We start from the raw sequence: 18,932 nt of genomic DNA on the forward strand, positions 1-18,932 counted from the left end.
AAGATGTAAACTTACAAAGTATCTCTGGAAATAATAGAACGTGATTAAAAAACTGTGTCCTCACTATTAAATGAGGACACAGTATCAATTTGTTAGAATTTCACCTTTAGTGATAAGATGAAGTTTCTGCCGGGTGAAACAATTCCCGAACTATATGGTCTATACCTTTGATCTGTAATATTTTCAATACCAGAACTTACGGTAAGATTTTCTGTGAACTGATAATTTGCTTTAAAGTTAACTGTGTACCATGCAGGCGAATAAGGATTGCCATTAGCATCAATTGCGTAGATGTAATCTTTGGCCTGCTCTGAAATTGGTAATTGTTCATATGTTTTTTCTCCGCTATATTGCGCATAAAACTGAACCATCAACTTTTTATAAGTGTAATTCAAAGATGTAATTCCGAACCAAGGCGCAGCATGTCTTGAAGGACTAACACTTCCGTCATCTAATTCTTCTTCACCCATTTGCCAGTTAAAATGGGATGTAAGTCCAAAACCTCTTTTAGTTTCTAAAATTACCGAAGCATTTACACCATAAACTGTAGCCACAGCAGCATTTTGAATAGCTTCAACTTTACTTAATTCCCCATCATACATTATGCTGTCCATTCCGTTTAGTGTAAAGTCTCTGCGAACCAATGCATTTTGAAGTACAGTGTAAAATCCGGTAACATCTATCTGCAGAAAATCACCAAAAGTTTTACTTACGCCAATTTCAGCATTATAAGCATATTCAGCCTTTAAATCAGGATTTGGAACAACGACTGTTCCCGGTTCAGAATCAAACACTTTTCCCATGTCATCAACATTTGGAGATCTAAATCCGGTAGAAAGATTCAAATTAATCTTCCACTTTTCGGTAGGTCTGTAAATTAATCCCAAATTTCCTGTTAAAGCTCCATTATTCAAGCTCGCACTAGTATAAGGAAAAGGGTAGAAGTTAGTGTCAAATTCAGCTTCAATGATGTATTGATTGTATCTGATTCCTCCATTCAATGTGAACTTACCATTGATTTTATGCTGATCAGAAATATATGCTCCCATTGAATACCACATTGCTTGAGGATATCTACTAGCACCTGGAGTTTTAATTCCTGTAGAGATATCTTCATTTACACCTCTTGAAACAACTTCATTTTGAACGTATTCAACTCCATAAAACAATTGATTATTTTTTCCAATTGCTTTGTTAAAATCTGCATTGGCAGAAAAAGCGTATACATTCTCCACTCTGCGTTCTCTCATTGGATCATTGAAATCCCTACTAATTCTACTCTCTTCAAAGGATTGTTGAGCGATACGGATGTCCATTTTATCATACACGGGATTATTTCCTTGATGTACAATACTCAAAAGATTCATCATCCATTTCTGTGGTCCATAATTCCATTCACCATATCTTGGTAAACCATTTTTGTAGCGGATGTGTCTGTCGTATCTGGCATAGTCAGAGGTCTCTGAATAATGGAATCCATAATCAAAAGTCCATTTACGGTTGGGTTTAAATCTCACTTTTTGCATGAAATTCATCTGTTGATACCCTGAAGGACTTTGTACACGTGGATCATCATTTGTAACAATCACATCCATGCTGTCTTGACGTTTCACATAAAATGGACGTAAATATTCATCTGGTCCGTATGATCCCATTTTAACATCTCCAAAATCATTGGCTGAAAAGTTGGTCAATAATGCCCATTTTTTCCAACCTACGTTGATATCAAAATGTCCCGTTTTTTCATTACTTGCGGATGAATAACGCATAAGTGCTTTTCCGTTTACCAATGGATCATCAGTTAATGATAATTCAGGAATAAGTGTTTGAAAACTCATTACGGCTCCAATTGCATCACTTCCATATATTACAGATCCGGGTCCAAATAAGATCTCTGATCTTTCCAATGCAAACGGATCAATGGAAATAACGTTTTGAATGTTTCCTCCTCTGAATATGGCTGTATTCATTCTTATTCCATCTACCACATAAAGTAAGCGGTTGGTAGCAAATCCCCTTATCATTGGACTTCCTCCACCTAATTGACTTTTTTGAACAAAAACCTGACCTGTACTAGCCAGTAGATCAGCAGTAGTTTGTGGATTTTTTATACTGACATCAATTGGATTTATGGTCACAATTTTGTTAGGGATATCCTTTAAATTTTGACTCCACTTTGAAGCAGATACCACAACAGCATCAGTAGAAAAGGCAAGAGGGATTAAGGACAATTCCAGCGTTGAATTGGCCAACTCTTCATAACTTTTTACTTCTTTTTTGTATCCCAGAAGAACTATTTCAATGCGTTCTGCACCTTCAAAGGCAGAAATGTCAACTTGACCTCTTGCATTGGTTTGTTCTACAATACTGGGTTTATAACTTATTAAGGAAACCAATTCTAACGGTTCTGTAGTTTCCTGGTCTCTGATAGTTAACACTTGCCCAAATCCAAATTGATAGCACAGCATTAATGTACAGAAGACGACTAATTTCTTCATGTATTTTATTTTTAGTTAAACGTGTGAACTACTTTGTCATTTTAAAATGACAGCTAATGTTTAGAGTGTTTAACTAAATCTTGGAGGAGGATCTATAAGGGCTAAATCCGGATCAGAATAGCCAATAAGTAGATAGTGTATGTTTGCTATCTCTGATTGTTTTGAAAGAAATTTGTAATTGGTGTGATTATGCTGAATCAAATTGCGAGCAAATCGCATTAATTGAGTTTTTTGATTTTGTTTGATAGGATCTTCACCCCAAAAGGAGGCAATTAATGATTCCATTTTTTTGTTCAGATCATTTTCCTTATGATCTTTCCAGCAATAATATTGGATTTTATTGTCTTTGTACGATACCTTTACAATGTCATACATCTGACCCTTGTATTCAAATTCTTTGGCGTGTTCAAACTTTACTTCTCTCAATAATTCTTCTGCGGTGAATTCAAGCAAAGTTAGCTCATCATCAGATGCCTTTTCTTTAATAAGCGATTTTACCTCATGTTTTACGACGCTTTTTTGATGATTTAACCAAAGAAAATAGCCCACAATTAAACTAACAATGGCGCTAACCATTATTAAAACTATTTGCTTGCTATATTTTCTGCTTAAATCCAATTGAGCATGTATTTAGCAAATGAAGCTAAGGTGATTTACGGACAATAGAAGTTTTCTCCAGCGTGTTCAATATAGTCTGAACAAAACAATTTACCTCCTGTATACAGGCCAGTACAAAGTTCTTTCATTGAAGAAGAATTCAATAGGAAACCGTTTACCTTTTTTACTACTCTGGCAGAAAATAAACCTCTTCCACCTGTTAAGTTCGTAAATTCAGGCTGTACCTGTGCAATTCCGGATACCGGTTCACCTACAGACATGTACTGATCTAGTTCTTGATGCGCTACTGAAACTGTAATATCCAAACTATTCATTTGACGTTTAATTACATCTGAATCATCAGGAACAACAGAAGCTACCCATTGATAAAAATCTAATCCTGAAAACACATTGTATTGAACAGATGGCGTTTCTGGATTGATAGACTGATATTGGTCACCGTTGTTTCTGGTAGCACTAAAAGTTTGTGTACTCATATCTGCATAAGTCTCTGTCCAGGTGAAAGTATATTTATAGTTGTATCTTTTTGCATACATTCCTTCATTCACTTTGATTTTCCAATCATTGTAATCAGAATCTTCGTCTACAGTATTAGGAGCAAAGTCAATTTTATATGCACTTGGAACTACGTTAAAACCACTTAAACCAAAATTGTCAATCAACGCAGTTCTACCCGTTACTTGATATTTACCTCCTTCAATGTCAACAATTAATTCATACTCTGCAGTTGAATCTAAATCACTTTCACTAAATGCATAAACTTTTTGTTCAGGTCCGTAGAATAAACCACTTGTATCTTTATTTGTCATAATGGTATCAAACAAAGTCCATTCTCTGCCTGTTGGTGAACTATTTTTATACTCAATTACCTTGGCGTCAATTTGACTAAAGTAAGATGAGTCAGGATTTTGAGCATAAACAAGATTATCATCATCACCTAAAAATGCTTTAGTGATTTTGAACGTATGAAAATCAGCTGTATGATCTAATAAACCAAATACAACCGGGTTTACTTCATACTCACCGTTAAGGCTAAAATCTGTTTCACATGAATTAGTGAAAGCGGCAGCTAACAATAATAAAAAGGCAGTAGTTTTTCTAAACATGCGCATAATTTGGGACAAAAGTACGAATTAATACTCAATGATGGCTTCCATTGAATCAACGAAATAAGCCCTTTAAACAAAAGATTAGTTGAACGCATTATTCAAGCCCTTGAAGGTGACGTTCTTTTTTAGATTCATAAATATCATCAACAGTGATGAGGATTCCTGTTTCTTCAACTCCTCCAAAGTCCATATTTTCTGCTGTTCCGAAAGATTTCATAGTAGGAGAAAGTTGCATATATACATTAATCAAAGGCGGAACATTTTCTTCTCTTTCTCTGCAGTATTTTTGCAAAACTTTAATTCCCTCTTTGAAATCCAAACCTGCTACCAATTGGTTTATTTCATGTTGTTCAACATCAGTATAAATAGCATTCTTTGGCCAAACCAATTTTTCTTTATCTGGAAAATAATGTTTCATGAATCCTAAAACAGCCCTTTTAGCTTCATCATTGTAACTAGTATACATGGTGACTTTGCCAAAAAAGTACTTCATTTTAGGATAATTGTGCACAATAGCACCTAATCCATCCCACAAATTATCCAATGCAAATAATCCTTTTCTAGGGTTTTTTGTTGGTTGATATTCAGGATGTACCCAAGAACGACCTAGTTCAATTGAATGAGGCAGGTATTCTTTGATAAATTTCTCTGAAAAATTAAAGTAATGAGAAGTGGATAATTCATGCTGATCCGGGCTAATAGATTTTGCACAGTCAAAAAATCTATATCCACCTGTGATTACTTCATCCTCCGGATCCCATACTATTAATTGTTCGTAACACAATTCAGCAGTATCTTTTTCATCAATATCAAGGGGCTCGCCAGTTCCACCTCCTGCCATAGTAAAAGTCAATTCTCTTAATCTACCAATTTCTCTCATAACATTAGGAGAGTTATGGTGATTAACAATATAAACGAGATTGTCTCCTTTATTGGTTTTGCGAACCAATCTATCCTGATTCAGCTCCTTTTTTAGGATTGAGACATCTACAGGAGGGATGATATAGTCTAGATTTTTATTGGGCATTTAATCTTTTTTCAAATTATAAACCTTTGATTTCACCCATTGAGCCCATTCAATATCTTTTTTTGATTTGTCAAAAGTAGTGTAGGGTATGGGTTCGCCAAATCTCAAGGTAATTGTTTTGTTTTCCTGTTTAAACAATTCGTCTACCAAATATAACATTTCAATATTTGCTTTTACCCCTATTTTGCTTCTGAAATTAGAAAGGCGATAAAAAAACTTGGTTAATTCACCATCAATATGAACGGGAATTACATCTTTTTGGTACTTTCTTGCCCTGGTAACGAATGTTTTTTTCCATTCTAAATCCTTAACGATACCTTTTTTCTTTCTACTCACAAGACCTGCCGGAAAAACGAAAACCATCTGATCTGAAGCGTAAAGCTTATCAACATCTTCAAGTGCTTCTTTTGTATTTGTTCCGTGTTTATTAACACCCACAAACAAATCCCTTAAGTTTTCTAAATGCATTAACAAATCGTTCACAACAAACTTAAAATCCTTTCGATAGGGATAAACTTCAGTGATTAAAGCCATGGCATCCATTCCTCCAAGAGGGTGGTTTAATGTTACAATTACACCTCCTTCTTTTGGAAGATTTTCTAAACCTTCAACTTCAACTTTTACTTTGAACTTATTAATTACATCAACAGAAAATTCGTATCCATTTACTCCTTTGTGATCCAAAATAAATGAATTCACATCATCCTGATGAATTTTACGTTTTAAGTAATTGATTAGAAATTTAGGTGTCCACTTTAGGGCTTTTGGATTTTTACTTCCAATCAAATGCTCGACATCAATGAATTTATCTTCTTTTTTTTCGTCAGACATATTGGTTTAAAAGAAAAGACTGAATTCAAAAATATAAATTCAGTCTCAACTTATCTTTGTTCACCACGATTTGTTTTTCACTAATTGAGGTGAATATTATTTATTATTAAAATTATCCTAAAAACGGATATCTGTAATCTGTTGCTGGAACGAAAGTTTCCTTAATTGTTCTTGGAGAACACCATCTAATTAAGTTCAAGTATGATCCTGCTTTATCATTAGTTCCGGATCCTCTTGAACCTCCAAAAGGTTGTTGTCCTACCACAGCCCCTGTTGGTTTATCATTGATATAGAAGTTACCCGCAGCATTTTCAAGAATAACTGAAGCTTGGTTAATAGCATATCTATCAGTTCCAAAAATAGCTCCGGTCAATGCGTACTCTGAAGTTTCGTCAACCAAATGAAGTGTTTCTTCCCATTTTTCTGCGTCGTAAACATAAACTGTCATAACCGGTCCGAAAATCTCTTCACACATAGTTTTGAATTTCGGATTAGTGGTTTTAACTACAGTAGGATGAATAAAGTATCCTTCAGATTTATCATAAGTTCCACCTACCAAAATTTCAGCATCACTTTGACCTTTTACATAATCAATGTACCCTGCAATTTTGTCAAATGCTTTTTCGTCAATGACAGCATTAATGAAATTTCCAAATTCTTTAGGACTTCCAATTTTGAATGATTTTACATCTTCTACAACTGCTTCCAAAACTTCATCTGCAATGTTTGATGGCAAATAAGCGCGTGAAGCAGCTGAACATTTTTGACCCTGGAATTCAAAAGCCCCTCTTGAAATAGCAGTAGCTACTTGTTTAGCGTTTGAAGATTTGTGAGCAACAATAAAGTCTTTTCCTCCTGTTTCACCAACAATTCTAGGGTAGGTTTTATAGTTAGCGATATTGTCACCAATTTCTTTCCATAAATGTCTGAAAACACCAGTTGAACCAGTAAAGTGTAAACCGGCAAAATCAGGGTGTTTAAATACAACATCACCAGCAGTAGGTCCGTCAACAGTAATCATATTAATTACACCATCCGGAACACCAGCTTCTTTAAAAAGTTCCATGATAATTTGTGCCGAATAAACTTGAGTTTCTGCCGGTTTCCAAACTACAACATTCCCCATCATGGCCGGAGCTGCACATAAGTTTGCACAAATTGAAGTAAAGTTGAAAGGAGTAATTGCAAATACAAATCCTTCAAGACCTCTATATTCTAATCTATTCCACATTCCCGGATTTGATTCAGGTTGATCTGTATAGATTTGTTGCATGTATGCAACGTTAAATCTGAAAAAGTCAATAAGTTCACAAGCTGCATCAATTTCAGCCTGGAATGCATTTTTAGATTGACACAACATAGTAGCTGCATTCATTCTATCTCTATAAGGACCCTCTAATAGATCAGCCGCTTTTAAAAAGATAGCTGCTCTTTGTTCCCAAGGAAGTGCTGCCCATTCTTTTCTTGCCGCTAATGCAGCATCTATAGCTTGTTCAACATGTTTACCTTCACCATAACTAAAATGTCCCAATACGTGCTGATGATCATGAGGAGGACTAATTTTCTTTTTATTATCAGTTCTCACTTCTTTACCGCCAATGTACATTGGTACATCAACAGTTTTGTTTCTCATTGCTTTGTAAGTTTCTAATAAAGATTCTTTCTCTGCGCTGTTTGGAGCATAGCTTCTTACCGGTTCGTTAACCGGATATGGTACATTATAAATAGCGTTAGGCATTTGATTACTTTTTAATTTGACCCCCAAAAATAATCAAAAAATCAGCAATGAGAGGTGACAGTTGTCACACAATATAAGATTGCTATAAATAAAGGAATTAGTTAAGTTTAGGAACTGTAATAAGATCAAACTTAGGAACTGCTACTCTGAAGGTTTCTTTAGTTTCTGTTTTTTCAAACATATAATAACCTCTCATGTATCCTATTTCTGAATGTAAATCGCAACCTGACACATAAACATGCTTTCTACCAGGGGATAAAATTGGTTGTTCACCAACAACTCCATCTCCTTTAACTTCGCGTGCAGGATTTAGACTGTCAAAAATGAACCAGTATCTAGATTTTAATTGAATATCAAAATCGTTTGTATTTTCAATAACTATTCGATAGTTAAAGAAAAATAATCCATTCTCAGCATTGGAAAGATCTTTTCTATAAATACTTTCAACGCTTATTTTAACGCCATATGTTACTGCTGTTGCCACCGAAATAAATATACAATTTTATTATTTATTTAAGCCATTAAATTTTTTAAAAGCTTTCAACAATAAAAACGTTTGAAAACTAAGAATGGTTTGCTGCTTGTTGCAAATATGCCATCAATTCCATACCCCAAGCTACTCCAAGATGAACAATTAGTCCTCCAAATATGTTTCTGGACTTATAAGCCAAAATTCCTAAAATGTAACCACCAAAAATTGAACTTATTGCTTCACCCATTGGTTTTCCGAAATGTAAAAAGCAATAAATAACTACCATTGGTAAAATGGCTTTTCTTCCAACAATTTTGGTTAACGCAACCACTAAAAATCCCCTGAAAAAAAGTTCTACAGAGATAAAATCAAAACCATAACAAAATTCATAAATCAAAGTGGTTTGCCATTGAGATAGAGCAATAAAATCATATTCATGTCTGTCTTTATAGGTTGGGTAATGGTCCAAAAAGTCTGGTAAAAAAGATGCAGCAATTATTAATGGAATCATCAATAATATCAACCACAAGTAAGGTTTGATCTTGGCGCCATTTAACTTAAATCCTAGGAATTCAGGTTTAAAATGTGGTGAAACAAAGTATAAAATGTATAATGGAATAATTATAGTGAATGTACTGGATAGATTACTCAAACATGCATTAATCCAATTGTTAAGTGGTGGGATATTGCTTCCAAAAAACTCATTGGAAATGTGCATGAAAATATAGCTGCTGTCCAGTGATAAAAAGGCAATGCCTATCAATGCAAAAATTAAATAGTTTTTATTCCAAAGAGTCTTGTCTTTCTCGATTGTTGAAATAATAGAAACAGCAGAAAAAAAAGAAAAACCGTAGAATAAAATTATAAGGAGATAAGCAGTAAATGATTTATAGTCCACATGAACCATTGCATCATAAAAAGTATTGTGCTCACCATTACTATAGGAATAGTTAAAAGTTAATGCAATGGCAAGAAAAATAGCTATTATTGCGTGTTTTTTAACCGCAGTTTTGTTGTTGCTAAATTCTTCTTTCAGGAAGTCCAGAATATAAAATACAAAGGTTCTCATGAAGGGTCAAAGTAAATTAAATTTTGTGGAATGTTTTTGGTATTAGCATCAAATTAGAAAGACACACTATGCTAAAGCACTTATTACTTTTTCTGATTATTTCATTGGCTTCATTGACTAATGCTCAAAAAATCACTATTTATGGTGATGTAGTTGACGTTGAAGGCGATCCTGGAGTTGCAGTTCGTTACTACTTTAAGAACAATCCATCTAAAAAATTCAAAACAAAAGTTGATGGTAAGTTCAGCATTCAATTAGATCTTAATGAATATGACACCTTAAAGTTTGAAAGTGTTCAATTTGACCCTTATGCTGAGTTTATTGGAAAAAGGTCACATAAAAGAGCGCTTAAAAACAATGATTCATTGTACATTAAAATTGTAATGCCGGATAGATTACAGGAAATCTTTACTGTGAGACCAACTGTACCTGATACATTGTTTGGCACACAAGAATATTCAGTAGAAGATTATGAGTTTATGCCAGATGGAAGAATGATCCTACTTACTTATGAAAAAACTCTATCAAAAGGGGCAATTCTGAGATTACTAGATGATGAATTTAATGAAATAGATAAGCAATACGTTGTTGGTGAAGCAGTAGAATTGAGTAAAGATTACAGAGGTAATGTTCATCTGATAAATGAAGAAAGGATTTATTTAATAAAAGTAATTGAGAATGACATTAGAACCTATCTTGAAAACAGAGATTATTATTTTAAATATATAGCCCCAATTATTGATACAATAGGGGATAACATCTACTTTTCAAATTACTCTGATTTATATCCTGCTTTTGATTATTTTGAATTTAACCTAAAAGATTCAACATATAAGGTGATGTTGCAAATTGAAGACACGCTTATGATGGAGTTATACCGATCAGAATTCAAATATGTGGATGTAAGAACAAAACTTTGGGCACATCAAAAACAAATTGAAACAGGTATAGATAAAGAGATTTGGGTTGGCGCCACAGTATTTACCAATTCAGTTTATTATGAACCGTTATATGCTCCTTTGTTTAAGATAGATGGTGATAGTATTTTGGTTTTTGATCATTATAAAAATAAAATGTTCAAGTATACTCCTAATGAAGGTTTTGTAGATAGTACCAGGATAACATATCATCTACAATCTAGAAAATCTGGATGGGAGCAACCATTACTAAAAGACAAGACAAACGGTAAAGTATATGCTATGTTTCAAAAAAGCGGATATACCTATTTAAGTGAGATAGACAAATACACAGGACAAGTGAATAAGTCATTTAAATTGTTCTTCAAATATGTTGATAGAATCCAGATAATAGATGATCAGGTATTTTATATTTACCGACCTTTTGAATCAATTCAGAAAAAATACGTTTATCGGGAAAAACTCAATTAATCGTTGCGAATAGCCGAACGGTTTTTAGGTTTACGCTTGAACCATTCTTTGAATTTTTTTCGCGAACCTTTATTCTTTTTCTCTTTTCTTTCTTTTTTCTTTTGTGCTTTTTCGTCTGTCATGTCCTCAACTGGGGCAATAGGTACATCACCTCCATTATCAATTGGACTTTCAGCATCTATTGGGTTGATCCAAAAATTGTTATCTAAGGCATAGGTGCTGCTATCACCATCTGCAGTAGGCCGCCAAGTTCTGTATCTTCTGTAGCTGTCATTATAAGCCACAACATCTTCAATATATCTCCAAATCTCACCATCCCATCTATAGGCATCATACGTCATGTCAGGAATATAGAAATCATATAAATCTGCCAGATTCTCTTTTTCAGGAACCAAATGATCAAATACAATTCCACCCAATTTATCATTTTGATTTACAGAGATTACTGCCTTCTCTGAATATTGAAAAAATACACGTCTTACTAATTGTTTAGAATCTTTTCCTTCTTGAAACAATGGATAACCCATTCTCAAACTTCTACCTTTAAAGTAAAAGACATCAATCATTTTTTGATTAGTAGCACGGTCTTCTCCACTAAATCCAATAATGGTGTAGTAAGTTTTGTTTCCTCTTTGAACAGGGATTATTTTGTAATACAATGCACCATACCAAGTATTTGTAGTTAATACATTTCCAGGTCTTGGTCCTAAAGTGATCTTATCTTCTTTAAGCTCATAAACTTTATTTGGTTTGCTTCCAAATGTTGGTTTTACAACATAGCAGTAGTGTGAATGATTCAATTCCTGATCTTCAACATTCCAGTTAAATATTCTAAATGCACCATCAGGAGATTTAATTGTAGACATTGAACTTAACTTGTCAAAAGGATAATCCATAACTCCCGGATGTTCCAATATTTTTTCCAGTTGATTTTTAAGCTCAATGTTATAGAAATCACGTTCGCCATCATCCTTTGATGCCCTAAGTTTGTTTAATACAATACTTATGCTGTCCTCTGCTTGAATTAAAACAGAATCTACCGGTTCTTTTTTATCCTTTTGATTTGCAAAAACAAAAGCCGGAATGAATAATATGACTGTTAAGAGTTGTCTCATTTGCCTGAATAACGAGTATCAGTTTAAAAGTAACAATACAAAGTTACATCCTTTTTACGCCTAACTCAACCAAAAGTTCAAATATTATTCACAACAAATTGAGAATTAATAAAGGTTTAAGCGGATTTAAGATGATAAATTGACAAAACTTATGGAAAGCAAAGGCATTACTTTTTTAACTATTAATTAACTTCGTCATATGGACAATGTTAAAATTAGAATTGGTGGTGTCCCTGAACACTATAATCTTCCAATTCACCTTGCAAATGAGCAGGGAGCTTTTTCAAAAAGAGGAATTGATCTGGAGTGGACAGATTTTGGCGGAGGTACAGGTCAAATGACGAAAGCTTTGAGAGAAGGAGAAATTGATGTTTGTATATTGTTAACTGAAGGAATTGTGGCGGATATTATAAAAGGTAATTCTGCTAAAATTATTTCTGAGTATGTTTTAACTCCATTGACTTGGGGAATTCACACGGGTGTTAAAAATAAACTGGAGGATTATAGAGATATTTTTGATAAGCAATACGCAATAAGCAGATTTGGTTCCGGATCACATTTAATGGCTATAGTTGATGCCGAAAGTAAAGGGCATCATCTTCAAAAAGAGCAATTTCACGTAATTAAAGATATCAATGGTGCTTTACCTTCTTTAGATAGTAATGAAACAGATGTTTTTTATTGGGAAAAATATACAACTAAACCATATGTTGATCAAGGTAAATTAAAACGAATTGGAGAGTACAGAACTCCTTGGCCTTGCTTTGTTATTGCCGCAAGGGATGAGATTTTGCAAAAGTATCCTGATCAAATTATCCGAATGCTTCGTGTAATTCATGATCAATGTGACAGATTTATGTTAAACATTGATGCTCCTGCCATAGTTTCTAGTAGATATGGTTTACAACAAGCAGATGCAGAGCGTTGGTATAATAGTACAGAATGGGCCATTCATGGTTGGGTTTCTGATAAGATGTTAGAGAACGTAATCTATCATTTAAAAACAGCAGAAATTATAGATAAGGACCAAGAGGTTCCTGAATTAATTTGGAAGAGAAACTAAATGAATCATCCTTATTTCATTAGAGAAGCAAAGGCACCACTTGTACCAGTAATTTTGAGTATACCTCATTGCGGAACTTCTTTTCCGGATGAAATAGTAGATCAATACCTAACTGATCAAGTAAATAGTATTGATGACACAGATTGGTATCTACAAGATTTATATGACTTTGTAGCTGAAATGGGGATTACCACTGTTTATGCCAAGTACAGCAGATGGGTAATTGATTTAAATAGGGATCCTGAAAGTGCACCTTTATATAATGATGGTCGCATAATTACTGGGCTTACTACAACCACTGATTTTTTAGGAAATCCGATTTATAAGGAGGGAAATGAGCCTGATCAAACAGAGATAGAAAGAAGGCTGAATTTATATTATTGGCCATATTACCAACAAATTCAAGAATTACTTGACGAAAGAATTCAACAATTTGGAAAAGTATTGCTTTGGGATGCGCACTCTATTAGAGAAAAAGTACCTACCATCAGAAAAGATCCATTTCCTCAAATGATTTTGGGTGATAATGATCAAACTTCTGCTGATCAAAAATTAATAGATAAAACACTGGAGAATTTATCTTCAAAGTATCAAGTCAATCACAATGATCCTTTTAAGGGAGGACATATTACTAGATATTTTGGAAATCCATCAAAAAATGTAAACGCCTTACAGCTGGAGCGAAATAAGAATCTTTACATGGATGATTCAGAAAGGAATTTTGAATTATCAAAAGCAAATCAAATGCGTGAACTGCTAAAAAAGAACTTCCAAGATTTGATAGATTTGCTTTAATAATCAAAATGTTATATTCTAACAAAATCACGCTACAATCCGTTATTTAGATTATTTATTTGTTAAGGTTTTCACAATTGTAAATCTAGGTGTAATTACTGATCTAAAATTTCTAAACTGTTTAAATAGTTGATTTACAAAAAGCTGATTCAGTTTGAAAATTTTAAAACTAAAACCCTGATTTAAAAAAGGGGAAAAACCCTGTGATTATCAATTTATTTTTCAATCATTTAATAGCTAGTTTTGCCCTCGAAAAACTAAAATCTACTAATTATTATGAAGCACAAGTTGTTATTACTTCCTGCTTTGTTCTTAAGCTTACTAGTAGTTTCCTGTGGTAGCACGAAACGAGCCACGGATCGAACAATTGATCGTTCTGAATCATCTGTTCGACAAAAAACTTTAATTGGGGAATTCAAAGTTGATTTAACCAAGAAGATAAAGGGGACTTCTGTAGTTAAGAATGGCAGCATGGAAGATGCTAAGAATTTAGCAAAATGGGATGCTATTGAAAAAAGTGGCGCCCATGCCATAGTTGATCCGATTTTTGATTTTGACATTAGCGGTCGAACCATTTCTTGTAATGTAAGTGGTTATTTCGCAAAGTTTGACAAAATTGAAACGGCAACTGAACAAGATTTGTTGAATTACATTCGAGTAAGCCTATTAACGGGTACCGGAATCTTGAATGTTTCATATTCTCAATTCGCAGCTTTTTATCGCACGTTTGCTGCTGAGCAAGGAATTGCTGAAGAGGATATGATGTCAGAGTATGAGTTGAGAAACTACTATGACGAGCAAGTTAGAATTGCAAGTGCCAACAAAGTCACTAAAAGTTTCGAGAAAAGTTCAGATGATATTATTGTTGAACAACCTCAGAAAAAAGGAAAAGGAGCTTTAGGTGTAATCTTGCTTCTTCTTTTAATTACGCCTCTTATTGCATTGGCTTTTATCTAAATAAAAAAATTGATCAAAATATTAAAGAATATAAAAATGAAAAAGAATATAATCATACTAAGTGCAATGATGATGTTGGTTTTGTCATCATGTAAAGTATTAACTCAAACTAAAACCACTCCAAGAACTATTGATGCTCAGGATTCTGAAATCATTATCAAACCTTTATTAGCTGAGGTACAAGTTGATGTAAACAAGAAAATTACAGGTTCAGCTACAATTACTGGTTCAGGACAAAACAGTGTAAATGACGCTAAAACATTGGCTAAATGGAACGCTTTACAATCAAGTGGAGCTGATATCATTGTTGATCCTGTATACAAAGTGATTATTTCAGGAGCAAGTATCACTGCTGAGGTAACTGGATTCTACGGGAAATACACTAAAATTTCTACTGTTGCAGACGAAGAGTTAGAGAAATTAGAATTGTACACAGTTCCTGCAAATGGTGAGTCAGGAAGCAGTACATCTGTTGTTACTAAATTGAAAAAATTAAAGAAATAAAACTTTAGTTTATTTAAAAGCGTCTCTTCAGGGGGACGCTTTTTTTATGCCTAAATTTGTAGTATGAACAAGCTTTGTGTATTCATTTTGTTTTTTATTCCAGCCTTGACGTTTGCTCAAGATTGGAATTCTAATTATGCAAAAGCGGATAGCTTGTATAACGCTGAAAAATATGAGCAATCTCTTGGTCTTACTTCAAATTTAATCCAACAGGCCAAAAGTCAGTTCGGAGACCCTTCAATTGAATTACAAAAAGCATTATTGCTTAAAGCTTCCAATCTTTATGATTTGGATAGATATAAAGAAGCTATTTCACCATTTGAGTCTTCTAAAAAGATGTTGTCCGTTTATCAGCCTGAAAGCTTCGATTTAGCGTATTTACAACATTTGCTTGGTAGATGTTACCTGAAAAATAATCAAATAGAAAAATCTAAGACTGAATTATTAGATGCAGGTGAAATCTATGAAAAAACCATTGGTGTTGAGAATGAGTTTTACGTTTATTTATTGTCTGATATTTTAGATGTTTATCGTCAGCAAAATGACCGTGCAACCTTATTAGAATTACTCATTGTTTATGCTCCTCTGGAAGAGAAGGTGTTAGGTAATCAAGAAACCACTACCGGAGCTACTTATTTTGAATTGGCTGATTTAACATTTAGAATTACTCAAAACACCTATTCTGCTGAGATTTGGGCGCTTAAATCATTAGAAATTCTGGAGAAATATCAAATTTCTGAAGTGAAAACAAGGTTAAAGTGCCTTCAATTACTTACTGAAATTTACAATGAAAAAGGTGAAAGTTATTTGGTTTTACCTTTAATTGAAGAAATTGAAAAACTCACTGCACAGCTCAATTTAACTGCAGAAGAACGATCGAATATCGCAGCTTTAAACAATTATCACATTGGAGTAGCCAATTTTCATTTAGGATACTACAAAGCTTCTATAGAAAAACTTAATCCGATAAAGGATCAATTAAAACGAGATAATAAAGTCAACGCATATTATTTTTTGGGTAGAGCCTACAATGCAAGTGGGAATAATGAGAAAGCTTTGGTTAATATAGATAAAGCTACAAGTTTAGTTGCTTCAGACAATCTTTTACTAAAAGCAAAAATGCTCAACGAAAAAGGTGTGGTTTTACAAGCTTTGTCAAAACACAATCAAGCAATAGAAACGTATAAGCAAGCCCTGGATTTGGTTAGATATGATGATTTTAATTTACGCATCACAATTATGGCAAATCTAGCAGTTTTATATAGTGATTTAGGGGAGTTTGATCAAGCAGAACAAATCTATTTAGGAGTTTTAGAGATAACTGAAAATGATCGCACTAAAAGCAGTATTTATATCAGTTCTCTTAATAATTTGGGAATGTTATACATGGATTGGGGAGAATATTCAAAGTGTGAGTTGTTACTTAATGAATGTTTGAATCTTTCAGCAAAATACCATGGGAACAAAAGTGTGGAATATGCCAATGCAACCAATAATTTAGGGGCGTTCTATTTTGAGGTAGGGAATTATGACAAGTCAGTTGACATGTTTGTTCAAGCCCTTGAAGGTTATCAAATTACTACAGGTGAAAATAGTGTACAATACTCGTCAGTTTTGAATAATATAGGTTTGCTTTTTATGGAAGTAGAGCAATATGATGAGGCAAAAAGCTATTTAGAAAAGGCAAGAGAAATTGAGAAAGAACTTATCGGGGAGGATCATCCTGATTTTGCGGCAACATTAAACAATTTAAGTGCTACTTACGCATCATTGAATGATTATTCAAATGCTGAACAATACCAAAAAGCAGCAATGAATATCATCAATAAACATTTTGGTGAAAAACATCCCGATTACGCCCAATATTTGATGAATTTAGGAATGTTGGAAGTGAAAATGGGGAAATCTGAAAGAGCGGTTCAAACACTTAGAAAATCATTAGGAATTCATAAAGAAATTTACGGTAAAAAACATCCAAATACGGCTATAGCGGAATATCAATTAGCTCGACAATTGGGTAAAGATAAAACTGAAGAGGCGATTACTTTGTTCAAGAGTTCGATTGGTACTTTACAAAATCACTTAAACAACTTTTTACCATTTCTATCGGAAAAAGAAAAGTCGGGATTCTATGATAGATATGTAAAATATTTTCATGGATTCTTTGAATTCAGTGAATATGCTTCCAAAAAGGATCCTTCTATACAAGCAATGGCTTATGATTTAAGTCTATCATTAAAAGGGATGCTTTTGAGATCATCTAGAGCTATGAGAAACATTGTGTTGAATAGTGGTAATCAAGAGTTGATTAATCTATATGATAAATGGGTAAGTGAGAAAAAACGCATTGCCGAATTGTCTGCACTCCCCGTTGAACAAAGATCTGCGGATTTGGATGCCTTGATTAACGAAGCCAATGCATATGAAAAGAAACTCTTTCAAATGTCTGATGAATTAGGTCATTCACAATTAAAAGAAACCAGTTGGCAAGAGGTGAAAGAAAAGTTGAAAGAAAATGAGGCAGCCATTGAGTTTGTTACATATAAAAAGGAAGACACCAAAGAAATTAAATATATGGCTTTGATCCTTAAAAAGGATTTTGAATATCCTCAACTCATCTCCTTGTTTGAAGAGAAACAGTTAACTGATATCATTAATATTTATGGATCAAACAATTACGATTATATCAAAAACATTTACAACTATTCTGAAGAGAAAAAAACGCCATTGTATGATTTGATTTGGAAACCACTTGAGTCTACTTTAGATTCTACAGATAAAGTATTTGTTTCTGCTGCAGGACTTTTGCACCGTGTCTCTTTGTATGCTATTGCTACCGACAAAAACAAATATTTAATTGACGCTTATGAATTGATTTCATTGAATTCTACCGGTGATATCATGAATTATCAAGGAATTGAATCCTATGATATGAATAATATAGCCTTGATGGGTGGAATCAATTATGATTCTAAGGAGAGTGATAAGGTTGTATGGGATTATTTACCGGGATCCAAAGAAGAAGTAGAATCTATCAATGCATCCTTAGAAAAGAAAAACAAAAACGTTGATTTTACTTCGGCTGATAATGCCACAGAAACTCATTTTAAGGAGGTAGCTGAAAGTAGTGATATTGTTCATGTAGCAACACATGGATTCTTTTTTCCTGATCCGCAAAAAATATGGGAAGTATTTGAATCAGAAGAAACAGATGATGATGAGGGAGATGTTGTGGAGTTTAGAGGAAGTAGTAATGTAGTTGGTGTAACTAGTTTTACAAAAAATAAAAATCCTCTGATGCGTTCAGGATTGGTGTTTGCAGGTGTTCATGATTTGTGGAGTGGAGTAGAGTCTATCAAACAAGATGATGGTGTGTTAACCGCTATGGAAGTATCACAAATGAATCTTACCAACACCAAATTGGCCGTACTTTCAGCCTGCGAAACCGGATTGGGAGAAATAGTTGGTGATGAAGGTGTTTATGGATTAAAACGAACTTTTAAAATTGCTGGAGTAAAGTATTTAATCATCTCTTTATGGCAAGTACCGGATAAGGAAACTAAAGAGTTTATGATGACTTTTTACGATAAATTGTTCAGTGATATTCATGTAACAGTTGATGAGGCTTTTGAATTTGCTCAAAGAGAAATGAGAAAGAAATACGATCCATACTTCTGGGCAGCATTTGTATTGATCAGATAAACGGCAATAAAAACGATATTTCTCACGTATAAGTGTACTTTTGCTT

The 18,932-nt window shown here is 33.7% G+C and carries 15 protein-coding genes; 6 read left to right on the top strand and 9 right to left on the bottom strand.

The genetic code is table 11. From position 1 onward, the window contains the following. Positions 1-92 precede the first annotated feature (92 nt). The 8 genes from K6119_RS01140 to K6119_RS01175 form a co-directional block, all read right to left on the bottom strand. Entirely contained in the window at positions 93-2,498 is a 2,406-nt protein-coding gene (locus K6119_RS01140; RefSeq protein ID WP_237828070.1) for a TonB-dependent receptor plug domain-containing protein, read from the bottom strand. Between the two features lie 69 nt (positions 2,499-2,567). Beyond that, positions 2,568-3,047: a hypothetical protein gene (locus tag K6119_RS01145; protein ID WP_221834394.1), complete on the bottom strand. Its 480-nt coding sequence runs from the start codon at positions 3,045-3,047 to the stop codon at positions 2,568-2,570. Between the two features lie 104 nt (positions 3,048-3,151). Further along, positions 3,152-4,222 carry a hypothetical protein gene (locus tag K6119_RS01150; RefSeq protein ID WP_221834393.1) on the bottom strand — a complete coding sequence of 357 codons (1,071 nt, stop codon included), beginning with the start codon at positions 4,220-4,222 and terminating at the stop codon, positions 3,152-3,154. Positions 4,223-4,319: 97 nt separating this feature from the next. Further along, a complete protein-coding gene (locus K6119_RS01155) occupies positions 4,320-5,252 on the bottom strand; it encodes a GNAT family N-acetyltransferase (protein WP_221834392.1) in 933 nt (310 codons plus the stop codon). Beyond that, a complete protein-coding gene (locus K6119_RS01160) occupies positions 5,253-6,083 on the bottom strand; it encodes a 1-acyl-sn-glycerol-3-phosphate acyltransferase (RefSeq protein ID WP_221834391.1) in 831 nt (276 codons plus the stop codon). A 112-nt stretch (positions 6,084-6,195) separates the two neighbouring features. Next, positions 6,196-7,821, bottom strand: coding sequence for an L-glutamate gamma-semialdehyde dehydrogenase (pruA, locus tag K6119_RS01165; RefSeq protein ID WP_221834390.1), 1,626 nt, complete (start codon positions 7,819-7,821; stop codon positions 6,196-6,198). Between the two features lie 97 nt (positions 7,822-7,918). Then, a complete protein-coding gene (gene apaG / locus K6119_RS01170; RefSeq protein WP_221834389.1) occupies positions 7,919-8,305 on the bottom strand; it encodes a Co2+/Mg2+ efflux protein ApaG in 387 nt (128 codons plus the stop codon). Between the two features lie 79 nt (positions 8,306-8,384). After that, positions 8,385-9,362, bottom strand: coding sequence for a CPBP family intramembrane glutamic endopeptidase (locus tag K6119_RS01175; protein ID WP_221834388.1), 978 nt, complete (start codon positions 9,360-9,362; stop codon positions 8,385-8,387). A 68-nt stretch (positions 9,363-9,430) separates the two neighbouring features. Here K6119_RS01175 and K6119_RS01180 point away from each other — a divergent pair, with 68 nt between their 5' ends. Continuing rightward, on the top strand, positions 9,431-10,750 hold the full coding sequence (locus K6119_RS01180) for a hypothetical protein (RefSeq protein ID WP_221834387.1): 1,320 nt from the start codon (positions 9,431-9,433) through the stop codon (positions 10,748-10,750). Here K6119_RS01180 and K6119_RS01185 read toward each other — a convergent pair. Continuing rightward, complete coding sequence (locus K6119_RS01185; RefSeq protein ID WP_221834386.1) at positions 10,747-11,865, bottom strand: hypothetical protein; 1,119 nt, start codon at positions 11,863-11,865, stop codon at positions 10,747-10,749. The genes K6119_RS01180 and K6119_RS01185 overlap by 4 nt on opposite strands. Positions 11,866-12,064: 199 nt before the next feature. Between K6119_RS01185 and K6119_RS01190 the strand changes: the two genes are divergently transcribed. The 5 genes from K6119_RS01190 (at position 12,065) to K6119_RS01210 (ending at position 18,886) form a co-directional block, all read left to right on the top strand. Then, complete coding sequence (locus K6119_RS01190; protein WP_221834382.1) at positions 12,065-12,928, top strand: substrate-binding domain-containing protein; 864 nt, start codon at positions 12,065-12,067, stop codon at positions 12,926-12,928. Further along, positions 12,929-13,723, top strand: coding sequence for an N-formylglutamate amidohydrolase (locus K6119_RS01195; protein WP_221834379.1), 795 nt, complete (start codon positions 12,929-12,931; stop codon positions 13,721-13,723). A 276-nt stretch (positions 13,724-13,999) separates the two neighbouring features. Then, positions 14,000-14,680 (top strand): hypothetical protein, encoded by a 681-nt coding sequence (locus tag K6119_RS01200; protein WP_221834377.1) that lies wholly within the window; start codon positions 14,000-14,002, stop codon positions 14,678-14,680. A 36-nt stretch (positions 14,681-14,716) separates the two neighbouring features. After that, a complete protein-coding gene (locus K6119_RS01205; protein ID WP_221834375.1) occupies positions 14,717-15,184 on the top strand; it encodes a hypothetical protein in 468 nt (155 codons plus the stop codon). 63 nt (positions 15,185-15,247) lie between these two features. Next, positions 15,248-18,886, top strand: a complete 3,639-nt coding sequence (locus K6119_RS01210; RefSeq protein ID WP_221834373.1) for a CHAT domain-containing tetratricopeptide repeat protein — start codon at positions 15,248-15,250, stop codon at positions 18,884-18,886. The last annotated feature ends 46 nt before the right edge of the window (positions 18,887-18,932 follow it).

The sequence above is a fragment of the Paracrocinitomix mangrovi genome (assembly GCF_019740355.2).
In the GTDB taxonomy this organism is placed as follows: domain Bacteria; phylum Bacteroidota; class Bacteroidia; order Flavobacteriales_D; family Crocinitomicaceae; genus Paracrocinitomix; species Paracrocinitomix mangrovi.

What these genes read in the sequence shown, in the direction of transcription:
- K6119_RS01140 (WP_237828070.1), bottom strand. Translation starts at nt 2,498, where the DNA reads ATGAAGAAATTAGTCGTCTTCTGTACATTAATGCTGTGCTATCAATTT.
- K6119_RS01150 (WP_221834393.1), bottom strand. Translation starts at nt 4,222, where the DNA reads ATGTTTAGAAAAACTACTGCCTTTTTATTATTGTTAGCTGCCGCTTTC.
- K6119_RS01155 (WP_221834392.1), bottom strand. Translation starts at nt 5,252, where the DNA reads ATGCCCAATAAAAATCTAGACTATATCATCCCTCCTGTAGATGTCTCA.
- K6119_RS01160 (WP_221834391.1), bottom strand. Translation starts at nt 6,083, where the DNA reads ATGTCTGACGAAAAAAAAGAAGATAAATTCATTGATGTCGAGCATTTG.
- pruA (WP_221834390.1), bottom strand. Translation starts at nt 7,821, where the DNA reads ATGCCTAACGCTATTTATAATGTACCATATCCGGTTAACGAACCGGTA.
- K6119_RS01175 (WP_221834388.1), bottom strand. Translation starts at nt 9,362, where the DNA reads ATGAGAACCTTTGTATTTTATATTCTGGACTTCCTGAAAGAAGAATTT.
- K6119_RS01180 (WP_221834387.1), top strand. Translation starts at nt 9,431, where the DNA reads ATGCTAAAGCACTTATTACTTTTTCTGATTATTTCATTGGCTTCATTG.
- K6119_RS01185 (WP_221834386.1), bottom strand. Translation starts at nt 11,865, where the DNA reads ATGAGACAACTCTTAACAGTCATATTATTCATTCCGGCTTTTGTTTTT.
- K6119_RS01190 (WP_221834382.1), top strand. Translation starts at nt 12,065, where the DNA reads ATGGACAATGTTAAAATTAGAATTGGTGGTGTCCCTGAACACTATAAT.
- K6119_RS01195 (WP_221834379.1), top strand. Translation starts at nt 12,929, where the DNA reads ATGAATCATCCTTATTTCATTAGAGAAGCAAAGGCACCACTTGTACCA.
- K6119_RS01200 (WP_221834377.1), top strand. Translation starts at nt 14,000, where the DNA reads ATGAAGCACAAGTTGTTATTACTTCCTGCTTTGTTCTTAAGCTTACTA.
- K6119_RS01205 (WP_221834375.1), top strand. Translation starts at nt 14,717, where the DNA reads ATGAAAAAGAATATAATCATACTAAGTGCAATGATGATGTTGGTTTTG.
- K6119_RS01210 (WP_221834373.1), top strand. Translation starts at nt 15,248, where the DNA reads ATGAACAAGCTTTGTGTATTCATTTTGTTTTTTATTCCAGCCTTGACG.